We start from the raw sequence: 15,335 nt of genomic DNA, 5'->3' as shown, positions 1-15,335 counted from the left end.
CGGCATCGCGTCGCTCAACGGGTGCGGAGAACATCGCCTCTATCAGCGCGGCCAGGCTCACGCCGCCGACTAGCAGGCTCGTGCAGCTTCGTCGCCGTCAGTAAGCCGGAGGGAGGTCACGATGACCCGCAATACCGGCGGGGTTCTTCAGAGCCACGGCACGGTTCAGACCCAAAACCGGACCGTTGATGTAAGGGCGCGGGGCGGCGGTTGGGTATTTTCGCAAGGTGATGGACGACTGCTACAACACTTCAGCACGAACCGGAGCCACGCCACGATCCGTAATCCCTAAGGTGCGCGCGGCGGCGAGCGAGAGGTCGAGGACGCGGCCACGGACCCATGGTCCGCGGTCGGTGATACGAACCACCACCGAGCTCTTAGTCTCAAGATCAATGACCCGGACTCTCGTGCCGAACGGCAGACGGCGGTGCGCCGCGGTTAGTGAATTCCGGTCGTACGATGAACCGTTCGCCGTCTTGCCCTTTGAGTACGAGTAGAATGAGGCCCTTCCGGAGAACACTCGGTCGAGGGAGCGAGAGGCTGAACGGTCTTTCAAGGGTTCTTGACGATCTTTCAATGTTTGTTGTCCGTTCGGAGCTTGCACTTGCGGCTCATCCTTCTTTGTCTGTTCGAGCCCATCAGGAGCCGGCTCAGCACGAGCCTTTGGAATGATGGACCACCGCTCATTGAAATCCTCTGCTGCAGCGGTGTTCGCATTCAATCCAATCCAAGCAGGGACTGTCGCAATCGCAACCATTCTGAGGAGAAGACGCATCGTTCGGCCTCATCAAACAATTGAAGCACAAGTCAACAATGCAACCCACCAGCCAGTGTTCCTGAACATGTATTCGCGTCTCGCACATAGGTGATTGCATACCGACGTTGCGAGGATGTGCGTAGGAGCACCGCAGCAAGTCAATTATCTCGCTGCGATGCATCGCGCCATTTAGCGCCACCGGCCGGGGCCTAGGGGCGGCCAGTCTTCCCAGCGCGCACTACATACGAGCGGCCCATGGGAAAGTTGCGTATCCCCAAAATGAGAAATTTCAACCCGCCTACTGACAAAGGGGCAGAGTTGTTGGTGGCCGTACGCCCGCCGACGCCAAGCCCGGCGAGCGGTGCTTCGCGCTGGTCTTAGTGGACGAGCAGCGGCCCCCAGCTTGAGGGGCAATCGCCAAGGCCGAACACGACGACCACGCCGCGGCGGGTGCCGAACGAACTGTGTCGGGCAGCTTGATTCGCGGCAGAGGGGGTTATTCGAGGTACTTAGGAGCCTGCGGTTGGCGCTCGCTAAAGGACGCCGCAATCTTCTGTTCGGCGATTTCGAAGACCGGACGAGCGTTGGCAATTGACCACAGTACCTTCCCAAGACTTCCGATTGCTTGCTCGGCTTCCTCAGTCCGGTCAGCCGGCTCTTCCTTCAATGCCTCTCGCTCTGCACGCTTGGCTGCCGCAGACTTGCTCCTTTGAGCCCGCACAGCATGTTGCAGGCAACACAGGGGCGGCGGTCGCAACTAAGTCCGATTCAGGGTGTATGACGGAGTTGAGTTCCTCCTAGGAGCCGTGATGGAACCAACAGAATCTGCCCGCACGCACCGTCAGGTGTTGCCTTGGCTCGTGGTCGCGTTGATTGTTGTGTTGGCTGGAGGCATGTTCGTTTGGATGAGTAACAGAATTGATGCCCTACAGGCAGCGACTGCTATTCGTCAAGATTCTGGCGTCGAACAAACAAAGAGGGCGGTAGCAGCTCTTGAGCAGACGGTGAAAGACATTCAGTCAAGCCAGCAAAGCCTTGTGGACCGGATTGCGGAGGTCCAGCGCAAAATTGCCTCGGAAGGCAGTAATCGCAAGCTAATGTCAGATCAACTAGGCGCACTAGGCGCACGCGTTGATGGGCTGGCATCGGCGAACGCGGAGAGCGCCGCGACTGCCCGTCAGAACTCACGCACAAAGCGATAGATGTTGGCGCTTAGTTCAGTGCCGGAAATTTCTTTCCGAAAGTGGGAAAAACCTTTCGCGAACATCTTCAACACAGAGAACGAAACAGCGACGCGCGTCAACGTTAGTGACCAATTAACGCGCCCTTGAGAGTGGTCCTCTCAACGCGATTTGGGACTCGCCTCCGGTCCGACGGCCAGTTGATCAGTACTGCGGGGTTCTCGCACTTCTTCCGCCGCTTGCGGTTTCTTTGAAACGCCCATCCGATCAATCGCGCCAGCCCGAGGACAACTCCTGCGACGATCACCCAGTGGGGATATCCGATCCTGGAAAACGTCGCTGTTCCCGCTAGTGCTCAGCGCTCACCCTCGTGCCGCAACGGCTGGGTACGAACCGCTTTTGAGAGCAATGTTTTCGACGACTGTTTGCTCTTTGGTCGGAAAGTACGTCGCAACCAACGACAGGACACCAGCGATGCAGACGGCCGTCAAAGCGGCGCCTGCAACGCTTACCGCACCTCGCAATAGCAACTGCCTCAACGCGCGAAACACGATATCTGCATAGTCGGAAATGCGTAACGAACATACTGCGCGCGATCGACGGCGCCCAGAAACGCACGTCGCATCGCGCGCATCCTGTCAGATGGAGGTTGCGTGGAGCGAGAGCACTGTCGGATGATCGAGTAGGTGCCGGTCTATTGCGTGCTTAGCGACAAGCCAAGAACAAATGCCTTAGCCGCCGTCGCGCCCGGCGTTCGCTTCAATTTCTTTGCGATCTTCGTGACACCAGTCTTTTGCTTCGCAAGTAACTTCAGCGTCTTCAGGTCGTCTTTCGTCCACTCGCGACGAAACCTTTTTTCTTCTTGGCCAACTTGGCGCTCCTTCGTTGATAGGAGCGCGGTCTAACACGTGTTGCGCGGTTCGCAAATGCCTCGTGAATGGCGCTGTTTGACGGACGCTGTCCTTTTCGACAGGTGTAGGCCGTCCTGAGCCGTGGGCATGATCGCGCTAAAGGACGAGGGCCGCGGCTATGCGACGTTACTACTTCCCGATTTTTCACAAGGGAGAGCCACATGCGGACGATGTGGGGGAGCTATTTGGCTCGGCTCAACTAGCCGTCCAATACGGCGCGCGCGTCGCTCGGGACATCGCCAGCGACCTCGACTATGATTTTAGCCAAGCGGCGTCGTCGTCAGAGTCAATCGTCAACGCTAGGGAAGCGCGACGTTGGCGAACAATGCCCACCAATTCGTGCCGGCGGGCCTCCTGCACACGGCTGTGATGCGCATTGTGTGAAGTAGTTCACAACCGGCAGGGTATCACCGAGCGTAGCGTGCGCGCTTCCACTGGAGGGAAGCGCAATGAAGTGGAACTTGGCAACCTATCGAATGCTCGCGCTGACCGCCGCTGTTCTGGCGGCGGCTGGTACTACTATGGCCATCGGTACTCCTCGTGGAGTCCCTGAACCAATGTTGGGATCCGATTGGCAATGCAGCCGGACCATGCTGCTCGTGACCACGTGTGCGCACTGAAGCATTGATCGGATAGCCGCAGACGCGCGCTCGGCAAAGCTAGCGGGTGCTCGTTCACACATCTCGGCCTTCACGAACGTCGGCCTAACAATCGGTTAACGAAGAACCCATAGCGTGTTCCGCCGTTGACCTGCATCCCGTCACGCATGACGAGGTAGGTCTAGGACGGGGCCGATACCATGGCGGACCTAAGGGAAAAATTGGACAAACTCCGCACCGATGCCGCGGATTTTGTCCTTATGAGCAGACGATCGAGCGACCCGCAAAAGCGCGCACTTTTCGAACGCTTGGCAGATGAGCTCGCCATAGAGGCTCTCGAACTCGAGCAGGTGGTGAAGCTGCAAAGCCGGCGCTCCGGTCACAGCGACATGGATAAAGTCGTGCCCCTCCACGTGCGTCCAGATCGTCGCTGACCCAATCCCTTTCCATTTGTGGGCGTCGATACGAACCCCTCCGACCCATGCGGCGGCCGCCCGATCTATGTAAGGCCCGAGCTCGCCGCTCGAATGGCGCGACCAAGCAGATAGATAGCTCGCCGCCAAAAAGCCAATCCCCGGCTCGCTCCACTAGGGGATCGGCGGCTTGCAATCTTTGCAAATGTCGTCGGATTAACTACTAAATAATAAAACGGAAATTAAATAAATTAAATGATGGACGAGGTTTAAATTTGGATTAGGATGCGAATGCTTGGCGCCGGACGAACGCGTCAAGGACCTCCTGGAAGCGGCCCCATCATCCTGCCCCCCAGCTTACGCCGTCAAAAGGATGTAGGGGCCGCTTCTTTTCTTTGGCAAATTGGGAGGCGAATCATGCAGTTCTTGTCATTAGGTGATTGGTTTTTCATCTCCGCAGCGACGGGTACGCTCCTACTGGTCGAGGTCGGAGTTTTGATCATTGTGGGCGTGATCTGAGCCGGACGTTTTCCCTCAATTTCAATTTCAGCGCTCCCAGCGCGCGGACTGCACTTTATGCCCTCCATAGTGTCTACGCACTTCAGCACAGAGCTTTCCGAGCGACGCTCCCATGGTCGCGGGCGTGCGCCTGCTGCCTGCCTCTCTTCCACTCCTACTGAGGGGGCGACGGTACCATATGGGAAGCGACTTTAGCTAGGCAACCGTTCTTCATGGCAAAAAGGCCGCCCGGCTTAAATAAGCGCGGACGGCGGCAGCCCGGGAGCGTGAGCAAAACCGGTGCTGGCAAATTGTACATCCGAATCGTGGAGTCTGAGCAAAATTGCTCACTAAAGCAAACCACGTGAGGCGGCCATACTCCTTCTGGACCTCTATTCGCGGGCAGTGTTCACACCGGAAGACTGAGACCTTGCGGCGCAGTCCCATGGCTCCCATCGTGCCGAAAGGATTGCCCGATGTTGTACATGGTGCCTTTCATGTCGTTTTCGGCGGGCGCAATTCGCTGTTGGTCCATGCTTGAAAATCCGGGACCTGCATTGGATCGATGTCGTCGCACTTGATACACTGAAACTTGCGACCGCCTGTCCTGACGATCACGAAGTGCATCGGCGTACCGCAGTTAGGGCAGATCGGTCGGGGAGGGTTTTTTGGCATGCTACTCACGCTGAAAACGCGCGAGTCTTCTGCTCACTGTCATCGGATAGCTGCGGAAGATAGGCCGATGATGGAGCTACTCTAGTTAACAATTGTGGCCGCTGCATGAAAACGAACAGGACTATGTATTGTCACGTAGCCGCCCTGGTGCAACGGCGAGGTCATTTCTTCGGTCACCTCAGTCCGAGCGGCTCGCTTCGCTGCCTCTTCCGCCAATAGTCGTCGCCCGCGATCCCAGCGTAGACTCTCTGATCTGATCGCGCAGTTGGTGCAATTCGTTCAACTGAGTTCTTAAATTAGCTGCCGTCGCTGCGACGGCTGCAATTCGCACTTCGGTCAGGGCTGCAATCCGCGAGTCCACGGCGGCTTCAATGCGCCGCTTAAGAGAACTCATCGGATACCTCCAATTAATGGAACTCTACTACGAAAATCACGAATGTGGCAGTGTGGCACTGTGGCAGTGTGCTTTACTGGTCAATATTGCTCATACGGCAAATATTAATGTAGACGAGTAGTCCTTCGGTTTGCGGATCGGCCGCATGGCCGCTTCGGGTCTTGGTCATCGCCGGATCCCTTGGCACCTGCAACCAAATGCGTAGACTAGCCCCGAACGAGCCAGGAGAGAGCTTTGGCGATCGAGCGGCCAAACCGACGGCTGACGACGATCCTCGCGGCTGATGCAGTCGGCTATAGTCGGCTTGTGGGGATTGACGAGGAAGGCACGCTCGATCGCCTCCGGACCGTCCGCAATGACCTCATCAATCCTATGATCGCCGCCCATCGCGGGCGTATCGTCAAAACTACTGGGGATGGCTTGCTGGCCGAGTTCGCCTCGGTTGTGGATGCAGTTCGTTCGGCGATCGGTATGCAACAGGCCATGGCCGAGAGCAATTCTGGCCTCGTACAGGATAGGCGCATTGAGTTCCGCATCGGAATCAATCTCGGTGACGTGGTCGTGGAGGACGATGGCGACCTCATGGGCGACGGCGTCAATGTGGCGGCGCGATTGGAGGGCACTGCCGACCCTGGTGGTATTTGCCTTTCTAGTGCAGTCTATGACCAGGTGCGTGGCAAAATGGATATCACCGCGCAAGATCGCGGTCGGCAGCAGCTAAAGAACATCGCCGAGCTGGTGCAGATCTATTCGATTTCACCCGCGCAACCCGCAGCAGCAGCGCCGCACACGACCGTCGCACCGCGACTCTCTATCGTTGTCTTGCCCTTCGTCAATCTCGATGGCAACAGCGAGCAGGACTACTTCGTCGACGGTGTCACTGAAAGCCTCACAACCGACCTGTCGCGTATTCCTGGCGCCTTTGTCATAGCTCGCAACACTGCCTTCACTTTCAAAGGCAAGCCAGTGGACGTCCGGGTGATCGGGCGAGAACTTGGTGTGCGCTACGTGTTGGAAGGCAGCGTGCAAGGTGGCGAGGCCCGCATTCGCGTCAACGCGCAGCTCATCGACACGGAAACCGGCGCACACCTCTGGGCTGAGCGCTTCGACAAGCCGCGCGCCGACATCTTCGACATGCAGGACGAAATCACCACGCGCCTCGCCCGGACGGTGGGTGTCGAGCTCGTTGCCGCAGAGGGCCGCCGCGCCGAACGCGAACGACCGAACAATATGGATGCCGGGGACTTGGCCATGCGCGGCTGGGCAATCCTCAACCAACCCTTGTCGCTGCGCCGCGACAGCGCCGCGTGTGACCTGTTCGAGGCGGCGCTCCGGTTGGACGATTGCAACGTCGAGGCGTTGGTCGGTCTTGCTTTCTACCATGGTAATGACCTTCGCACCTTCGCCTCGACCAATCGGGACGAACAGCTACGCATCGCCCAGATGGCCATCACTGAGGCACTGAGGCTCGCTCCGTCCAACGCTTTAGCCCATTTCGTTCACGCCAATCTCCTCCATGTCTCAGGCGCGACGGAACGCGCGCTGCGCGAACTTCAGTTCGCTATTGCGCTCGATCGTAATCTGGCTTGGGCCCATGCTGATGCAGGCTTTCTTAAGGTACTACTGGGGCGAGCTGAAGAGGCAGAAGCTGACCTCACAAAGGCGATCCGGCTTAGCCCACGGGACCCTGCGCTCGATCGCTGGTATGCCCTACTCGGTATCGCCGACCTGTTCCTCGGCAGGCTCAACTCAGCGTTGGATCGGCTCCGCAAATCGGTCGAAATGAATCCGAACGTCGCGATGGCTCACTTTTTTCTAGCCGCGGCGTTCGCGCTGAGCGGCCGCGCTGCCGATGCGCGGGAGGAGCGGAATGCCGGCCTCGAGCTGGACCCGCACTTTACTGTTGCAAGATTTCGAAACGAGCGACGCAGTGAAAACCCGTCCTTCCTGGCTCAACGCGAGCGCATCTACGAGGGCCTAAGCTTGGCGGGCGTCCCAGAAGGCAAATAGGTTTGTACGGGCAAGCGGCAAAGTAGTTCTAGCAAATCAGGAGAATCCCGCAGGGGGTGGCCCAGCGGGACGAGTTGCCTGCTAAGGTCAAGAGCGTCGAATTGCTTGCTTCGCCGCCATGTCCGGTCTCGCCTCAACTCCCGACCGACCCGATCGCGATCTACGCCTTCGGTCCAACAACGGGCTTATCGCGCCTCACCTCCTCTGGAAATTTCCAACGACCATCGAGAAGTTCTTCCCGCGTGGGCCCTTAACACGATGGATTCCTGCAAACCGTGCGATCCGGCAGGACTGCTCATCGTTGATAATCGTGCCGCGATGCCTTCGTTTGTGAAATTGCTAGCTCAAGAGAGTTTCGTCGACACCGGCAGAATTTTCACACCGTCTCGACTTGCAGTCGTTATTCATTAGGCGTTGGACCCGAAACGGAGTAGCGTTTTGCAGCAGTCAAGCGGATTACTTGCCTGACAGCTGCACAAAACGGCGACCCACCGAAGTCTCCGCCTCCACTTAAGTGCAGCCCAGTGCCGTCGGTAGGCAAACTCTTTCCAAAATTGCTGTCCCAAACACGTCTCACGCTCGCGGTCTGCTGACCGCGACGCGCGCCGTCGGCCACCCGGTTAAAGGAGGAACAACATGAAAATGAGCAATGTAGTTCCCAGCGCGTTATCTGTAGCAAAGTACACTTATGTCGCGGCGACCATATGGGTAGCTCCGGCTGCTCTCATCAAATCGGTTCATCTCTTTGAAAGGATTGGACTCGCTACGGTTGGAGGCTCGTGCGGCCTGTACGTGGCCGCAGCATTGATGCGCCTGGAAAACGAACTGTTTGGAAGCGGCTGGTTCATCTTGTTGATGATGCTCTACGGAGCTTTCAGCTTCTATATCGGCATCGATCTGCCTGGCCGTCCTGTTCAGGGAGCGACTTCGAGACTCCCGGAAGAGCGGAACCGTGGCACCGATGCGGCTCAGATCTTCAGTGCGGCAGGCACATTCGTTGCCGCGATTGCGGCGTTTCTGTCTGTCAGCATGATTGTCGTTGATCAGGTCCTGTCTCAAGGTTCGATCATTCTGATCGCATGCTGTTGGGCGATTGGTTCTTCGCTTCAAATTGCGGCCGGCTCCATCGCTCGCAACGGCGTGCTCGAAGATGATGGCGAGTAACTGACGCTGCAATTGCTCTGACGCCACTGGTCTCTGGTTTGAGCGGCGCGACAGTGAGAGGCACACGGACAAGACGGAGCAAACAAAGAAAGTCATTGAATGAGTAGTCAACGTGTTGCCTATCCTCCAGAAGAGCTTGCGAACTTCTCTCCAGAAGAGCTTGCCAGCTTCAGAACGGTTTTTGAGGATGCGATAGGTTCATTCTCACCTAGACTGCTCACAACCTCCAACCGTTTGCAGGTTGCGCAGAACATCCTCGCTCGTGCGGCGACGGGTGAGCGTGATCAAAGCGAACTGCGGCTTGCGGCATTCGCAAATGTCAACGAACGTAGCCGCTATGGCGGCGGAGTCCCGTAGCCAATGTGCGAGAATGACGATGACAGCGGTCCGATCGCGATGTGAAACGGTGGTTTTCAAGTATCCATTCCGGATCGCAAGCATCGAGCGGCTGCTACCGGCGGGCTCGTATGAGGTCATTACCGACGAAGAGTTGATGGAAGGCTCGTTAATTCCATCCCTTCGGTGCGTCGCCACCAGGATGATCGTGCCTGCCCCGCCACGTAGTCCTGCCGTTGAGATGGTAGCGATCAGTTCGACCGAACTGTCCATAGCTCGCGAGACGATGCGCTGGTGTCCCGAAAATGATGTGCCTGTTGACATCGACAAGCATCGCGACATGCCCTCGCCAAACTTCCGGCGGATGATGGTGGAGATCGAAAGCAAGGCGTTGCGCGGTCAGCAGCCGCTACGTGAATCCGAGTTGCTTGCGATTCCCGCGCAGTCAGTGGTGGGCGCGCTACCAGTGCTGAAACGGTTTCGCCGGGACTTGCGCATCGATGCGTGGCGTGGCATCGCGCTATGGTGCATCTTTCTTGACCATGTCCCCAACAACATCGGAAGCTGGCTGACGCTGCGGAATTATGGTTTTAGCAATACCGCGGAAGTGTTCATGTTCCTCTCGGGTGTGACCTGCGCTGGCTTACGGCAAGGCAAGTCGGTGCGATGGTTGGCCGAGTGTGGTCAGCCGTACGCTGTGGCGAAGCTGGGACATCTATGCGGCATTTCTGCTGCTCACTCTCGCTTGCGCCATCATGGGTTACCTCGCCGGCGGCGGCAGGATTGCCGACGAAAGCAACACGCGCATTCTGCTGGAACAGCCGGGCGCGGCGCTCGCCCATGCAGCGATCCTGCAATACCGCCCAGTCAACTCCGATGTCTTGCCGCTCTTCGTGATTTATCATCTTCTATTCGCACCGTTGCTGTGGTTGATGCTGCGAATGCCGAACGTAATGCTTGGCGCGTCGCTTTGCTTTATGCGCTGGTGCACGTCTTCGGTTGGTCCGTCCCGGCATGGCCCAATGACGTCTGGTTCTTCAATCCGCTGGCTTGGCAGCTGCTGGTTGTTCTTGGTGCCTGGTGGGTCATCGAGGGCAAGACGTTTTGGCCGTGGGTGACCTCGCGCACGGCGCTTGCAATTGCCATTCTCTACCTGGTTTTCGGCCTGACGATCGCATTGAGTTGGAGCATTGGACCCGTGGTTTCACAAATGCTGGCGGAGCTGGTTTACCCGCCGGACAAATCGAATCTCGCGCCGTTGCGCCTGCTGCATTTTGTTGCTCTCGCGATTCTGGTTGCGTGGGCCGTGCCTCGCGATTGGCGTTGGCTTACGACTCCGGTCATGCGTGGGGCGATCCGCTGTGGCGAGAACTCCCTGGCAATCTATTGCATCGGCGTCCTGCTGGCGCTTGCCGGCCAGATCGTACTGATTGATATCTCGGATGGGCTTGCCATGCAGATCACGCTGAGTCTCGCTGGCATCTTGGTCATGATTGCGGCCGCAACGTTCCTGAACTCGATCCGGATCAAACCGGCGGCAAACACGGTCGGCGGGAAGACCATGATCTCCTGAGAATGGTAAGGAAACGCCGTAACCTGATTAGAATCGCCACCACTTACGACGCAGCGGATGCAGTGGCAGTTCGCTTGGGGGTGAGAGTCCGCCTTGGGTTCACAAGCCGCCAAAGCGGCGCCCGGTTGCAAACTTCTGGTCTGTGCTCTTGAGCTGACATGCAGCGACGCGGCGTCAACGGAAGCCATGGGCCGGACGTCGCACGTGAGGCCGATATGAAAGAATGCCGCCTCAATGGCGGGCTTCGGGTGAGCTGTGCTCGGCAGAGGTGCCGAGCGACGGCCGATGGCAAACAACTGACAATTAGCGACCCCTTACAAGCGCCCTCTGCAGGTCTGGCGATACCTGCGGCAATTTCCTTCGCCTCGTTCGCCCAATTCGTCCTTGTTGAGGCAGGCTTGTCGCAATTCGGCGCACGCATCCCTCCGCACTGGTCGTTGGCAGGTCTCCCGGTATCTGCGGCAATTTCCCTCGCCCCGCTCGCCCAGCATGTCCTTACTTTCGCAGGCACGCCGCAGTTGCTCGCATTCCCCGCCCCCCATACGGACGCCTCCCGGTCCAATCTCAAGGGATTGGGAAAAGGCCGAGACCGGAATTACAAAAAGAGCAGCTGCCGCTGCGGCGCCGAACACAAATTTTCGCATTCCTTGCAACATTCCTGATCCTCCAGTTGGTGTGGGTCGCTGGACCGCCACTCTTAGTTGGCGCACACCCTAACTTAGTGGTTTAGCGGGTCTGTCTCCGGCTGCGGCGTCGAATTGGTTCCACGGCTCGGGACGATGTAGTTTAACGCTTTCAGTCCTTAGATGACTTCAATGGTGGACATGAAGGCCTGACCAAGCAGGCAGTTCAAGACCCGACGTCACAACGGCTGGAGCTTAGGTCGGCAGCGGGTCACAGGCCGACTTCCAAACCGACTTGAGCCTAGGTCGGCTTATTTCCTGACGGCAGACACGGCGGCCCTGTCAGCGAACGGCGGCAACTGGCCAGAAGCAGATGGTTCACGCGGCAAGCTCATCTTCATCTTTGTTGCTCTCGCCTGGACTCGCCTTACTTGCCGAAATTTCCCGATCGTGGTTACGACTTGTTGGTTGCTTGTCACTACCTTGGGAGGCAATCTCCGGCTTAATCAGAGAGACATCGCGCCTGCTAAACATCCCGCATGCCTAATTTTCCCGGGCTATCGAACCTTTTGCTTCTGTGCACTTTGTAACATCCAGCGAAAGTACGAGTACGGGGAAAGCCTTGACGGAAATGCCATCCATCCTTGTCATCGAGGATGACGACGCGATCCAGAGCCTTGTTGAGGATGCGCTGAACGAGGGAGGCTTCGAGACCGCCGTCGCAAGTACCGGCGAGGAAGCCGTGACCCTCCTTAAAGGGGGGCTCGTTACATACGGCGGCCTCGTGACTGACATTAATCTGCTGGGAAGGTTCAACGGCTGGGAGGTAGCGCGCGCAGCACGTGAGGTCGATCCGAGCTTCCCCGTGGTCTATATGTCCGGCGTGGCCGCTGACGAATGGCTGGTACTAGGGGTTCCCAACAGCTTAATGCTTCATAAACCGTTCGCGCCCGTGCAGCTCGTGACGGCAGTTTCCGACCTCCTCAACGGCTGCTTGAGTCCCAAAGCACCAGACGAACCCTTCGGCTAGCTTGGTGCTCAGATGGTGCGATTCTTCTTCGGCCTTTGCGGTACAGAAAACGTCAATGATCCGGCGGCCTCGTCTTTGAGCACGAAATAGATGCCTTCCGTGCGGCTCAAAGGCTTGCTGAAGAACTAGCAAGTAGCCGACCCCATTTGAGAGAAAATACATGGGTGGTCGTGAGTCGGAACGATAGCGCCAGCGCTTATTATCTGACCCTTTAACATTCATTCCCGATTGCCATTCCGTAACATGCCGTTATGAACCGGCGATGGCCTGCCGAGTACAACGCACACATGCCAGGAAGCCACTCCAAATCAGCACGGAAGGAAAAAGATGAACGGCCCTCGGGGGAGTATCCCGATCTTAGAACGTCGTGCCTCAAAACGGCTTTCAGTCAATCAACCCGCGCTGCTCCGCTTTCGCGACATTCGTGGAGTTCATCCATGTGTTGTGAGAAATCTCAGCGAAGAAGGAGCCTGCCTTAGCTCTCCGGTCCGCATTTTCGCCGATGAGCTTGACCTGTCGGTTGACGGCTTCAAGAGTACTCTGAGGTGCGAAGTTGTGTGGAGGGACGAGCATTTGTATGGCGTAAAATTCAAAGGCGGCAAACACACATGCGTCCCGTTGTGATGCAGCCTCGGCACCGGCCCTGAGTAGCACTTTCGGCAGAGCAGCCAGTGTGCTGGCTGACTTGAAATGCGGCCTCCTGAGGGACAACGCCCGCATGTCCGTTGAGGGTCAAAATGCGAAGAACTCAGCCTGAGCAGATCTAGTCCGCCGTGCCTCACTAAGCGGACCTCAACGAGGTGCGCGGTTACTTCGCTGATGGCCAATAGGCGACATGGACCAAATCGACAAAATGAAAGAGGCCGCCCACTAAGGCATCGGGTATGACAAGGCCCGACGTGGGCGCCGGCCTTACTTGGCACTGTTTTTTTCAAGGCACTCCAGTCTATCTAGCTGACCGGCTAAACCCCGCAAAGTTCTGGCGATGTTTTTGAGGACGGCGGCGCGATCCTCGGAAGGGCTAACCCGACTCGAAAGTGTAGAATAGTGGTCAGCAGCTTTTTGGCACCTGTAATGCTAATCATCATTGCACTCTGACTTGTGTTCCGGCCACGGGATCTTTGCAGGCATCGCAGATTAAAGCTGAGCAAAATTGCTCACTCAAATCAGGCCACTCCCAAAATCGAACTAGGCCACTAGCGTCGGAAGCAGGCCAGTACCATCGTGGCGGATGGGAACGGATCAAGAAACTGGTACCCTTCGGGAACGCGCCGTTTGAGGTCCGTTCGGGGGGCTACGCCGCGACCGAGTCCGCCAGGACGTCCGCCCGGACCACGCGATTGCGACCTCGGTGTTTGGCGGCATAGAGCGCCTGATCGGCCATGCGCATGACCTTGCCCAGATCCATTTCGCCAAGGGATTGGGCGAGCCCGATGCTGATCGTCACGTTGGTCGAGGCACCTTCGCCGACGACTGCTTCGGCGGCGCAGGCCTGCCGCAGATCTTCGGCGTATTGGGCAGCGCGTTCCCTGGATACCCCGGTCATCACAACGGCGAACTCCTCGCCGCCATGCCTTGCCACCAGCATCTGCCTTCGCTCGGCGAAGGAGCACAACACCTGCGCGACCGCGATGAGCACCTTGTCTCCGAAGTCGTGCCCGAACTGGTCGTTGATCGCCTTGAAGCGGTCGATGTCGCACATCAGCACCGTGGTCGGCAGGTTAGCATCGCGCGCCTTGGTGAGGGCCGATTCGGCAGCCTGGTCGAAGCCACGTCGGTTGAGCAGTCCAGTCAGCTGGTCGGTGCCGGAGATTCGCTGCAGCTCGGCGCGCGTCAGCGCCAGCTCGCGCATCGTCAGCGCGGACCGGTAGCTCAGGGCGGCCGTCAGCAGCCCCGAAATCATCATGCTGATGAGGATAGACGATTTGGTCACGAAGCCGACGCGCACCAACGCATCCGGATCGGATCCGAACTGTAGGAAGCACAGGGACAACGTCAAGAGGACGGTCAGGCCGACGCTCACGGCAGAGCGGCCCATCGTGTGGCGCAGCGCGTCCCGGTGCGTAATGATGTCGTTGGCCATGGCTCTGCCGCCGTAAAGCGACCAGCATCCGCCCCCTCACCTTCACGGCAGGTTAAGGCACGCTCCGCTGCGCAGACGCCGTTAACGCCGACCTAAAGACGAAGCTCAATTTGCGATGGCCCGCCTTGAAAAGCGCAGCGGCCCGGCCGCAGACATTTCAGCACTGCGAGTCTCACCACACGATGTCACATGCCCGGATTGCGAGGCAGATACTGGGCCCAACTGCCGAAATCGCGCGACGACATCAGAAGCATCGGAAACTTGATCCGCATGCCGCACTCGAGCGCCGCCGAGAGGGCCGCTTCGCTCGAGCCGGGCAAGAATGCCGACACCTGCGAGGCGCCGCTCTCTGCGGCGAGGCGCAGCGCCGTCCTGAAGGCGGTGGCCATCGCGCTGGACTGCAGCACCGCGACAGGTCCGGCGTGGCCGCCGGCATCGACGTAAGCGTAGCCCAACCAATCAGCTCCATCGTAGAGGCTGAAGCCTCGCGTCCGGCTGTCGTTGATGAGATATCGGTGGTGCTTCTCGCGCGAGATCCCAAGCACCCGCTCGTCCGCCTGCGCGAGGCGAGCCAGCGTCGAAGCTTCTTCGTCGAGCGGAGCGCATTCGAATTGCGGCCCATTCAGGCGACCGACCAAATGCTCCCGGGGCGCGCTGACGCTGTAGATCGGAAATCGCGGAAACAGTCCGTGGCGGATGTAGAGCCCCTGCGATACGGCGTTGAAGGCAAATGTGATCAGAACCCTGTTGGAAGCGCCGGACTTCTCGGCGTGATCCAGCGTCCGTTTGATCAGCTCGTTGCCGATGCTCCCACCCTGACGGTCGGGAGATACGAAGAGCTGCGCCAGAAACCAGATGTCGCCGCAGACCCAGCTCCAGGCGAAGCCCAGGATCCGGCCGTCGGCTTCCGCGACCCAGAGACCGTCGGGATCGTCCGCCAGTGAGAACAACTGAAAGTTCGGCTGGCTTGGGGAGGCCATTTGCCCGAAACCATGGCGGACCGTGAGATCGTTGATGCTGGACACGACAAGCGCGTCGGCGAACTCCAGATCTTCCGCGCGGGCGGGCCGGTAAACCACTGTCATCGA

11 protein-coding genes and 1 pseudogene are annotated in these 15,335 nt (G+C 58.3%); 8 read left to right on the top strand and 4 right to left on the bottom strand.

All coding sequences use genetic code 11. From position 1 onward, the window contains the following. Window positions 1-241: 241 nt before the first annotated feature. Window positions 242-775 (bottom strand): septal ring lytic transglycosylase RlpA family protein, encoded by a 534-nt coding sequence (locus IVB19_RS26320; protein ID WP_247820087.1) that lies wholly within the window; start codon window positions 773-775, stop codon window positions 242-244. A gap of 791 nt (window positions 776-1,566) precedes the next feature. Here IVB19_RS26320 and IVB19_RS26315 point away from each other — a divergent pair. Then, window positions 1,567-1,959 (top strand): hypothetical protein, encoded by a 393-nt coding sequence (locus IVB19_RS26315; protein WP_247489114.1) that lies wholly within the window; start codon window positions 1,567-1,569, stop codon window positions 1,957-1,959. 1,689 nt (window positions 1,960-3,648) lie between these two features. After that, a complete protein-coding gene (locus tag IVB19_RS26310; protein WP_247540098.1) occupies window positions 3,649-3,882 on the top strand; it encodes a hypothetical protein in 234 nt (77 codons plus the stop codon). Between the two features lie 1,330 nt (window positions 3,883-5,212). Here IVB19_RS26310 and IVB19_RS26305 read toward each other — a convergent pair. Further along, window positions 5,213-5,428, bottom strand: coding sequence for a hypothetical protein (locus IVB19_RS26305; RefSeq protein ID WP_247540096.1), 216 nt, complete (start codon window positions 5,426-5,428; stop codon window positions 5,213-5,215). Between the two features lie 234 nt (window positions 5,429-5,662). On the opposite strand from IVB19_RS26305, the gene IVB19_RS26300 reads away from it, so the two are divergent. From IVB19_RS26300 to IVB19_RS40750, 6 genes and pseudogenes are all read left to right on the top strand, one after another. Continuing rightward, window positions 5,663-7,438, top strand: coding sequence for an adenylate/guanylate cyclase domain-containing protein (locus IVB19_RS26300; RefSeq protein WP_247789774.1), 1,776 nt, complete (start codon window positions 5,663-5,665; stop codon window positions 7,436-7,438). 636 nt (window positions 7,439-8,074) lie between these two features. Continuing rightward, a complete protein-coding gene (locus IVB19_RS26295) occupies window positions 8,075-8,602 on the top strand; it encodes a hypothetical protein (protein ID WP_247820086.1) in 528 nt (175 codons plus the stop codon). A 99-nt stretch (window positions 8,603-8,701) separates the two neighbouring features. Continuing rightward, window positions 8,702-8,959: a hypothetical protein gene (locus IVB19_RS26290; protein WP_247564412.1), complete on the top strand. Its 258-nt coding sequence runs from the start codon at window positions 8,702-8,704 to the stop codon at window positions 8,957-8,959. Further along, a pseudogene (locus IVB19_RS40755) lies at window positions 8,919-10,511 on the top strand (OpgC family protein). The gene IVB19_RS26290 and the pseudogene IVB19_RS40755 overlap by 41 nt, the downstream one beginning before the upstream one ends. A gap of 1,254 nt (window positions 10,512-11,765) precedes the next feature. After that, complete coding sequence (locus IVB19_RS26270) at window positions 11,766-12,164, top strand: response regulator (protein WP_247821707.1); 399 nt, start codon at window positions 11,766-11,768, stop codon at window positions 12,162-12,164. Between the two features lie 327 nt (window positions 12,165-12,491). After that, window positions 12,492-12,788 carry a PilZ domain-containing protein gene (locus tag IVB19_RS40750; RefSeq protein ID WP_524536689.1) on the top strand — a complete coding sequence of 99 codons (297 nt, stop codon included), beginning with the start codon at window positions 12,492-12,494 and terminating at the stop codon, window positions 12,786-12,788. Window positions 12,789-13,458: 670 nt separating this feature from the next. Here IVB19_RS40750 and IVB19_RS26265 read toward each other — a convergent pair. Further along, a complete protein-coding gene (locus IVB19_RS26265; protein ID WP_247820085.1) occupies window positions 13,459-14,247 on the bottom strand; it encodes a GGDEF domain-containing protein in 789 nt (262 codons plus the stop codon). A gap of 185 nt (window positions 14,248-14,432) precedes the next feature. Then, a complete protein-coding gene (locus IVB19_RS26260; protein WP_247820084.1) occupies window positions 14,433-15,332 on the bottom strand; it encodes a GNAT family N-acetyltransferase in 900 nt (299 codons plus the stop codon). Window positions 15,333-15,335: the final 3 nt, after the last annotated feature.

Source organism: Bradyrhizobium sp. 187, assembly GCF_023101005.1.
GTDB classification, from domain to species: domain Bacteria; phylum Pseudomonadota; class Alphaproteobacteria; order Rhizobiales; family Xanthobacteraceae; genus Bradyrhizobium; species Bradyrhizobium canariense_D.
This window is presented reverse-complemented; position numbering and strand designations above follow the sequence as displayed.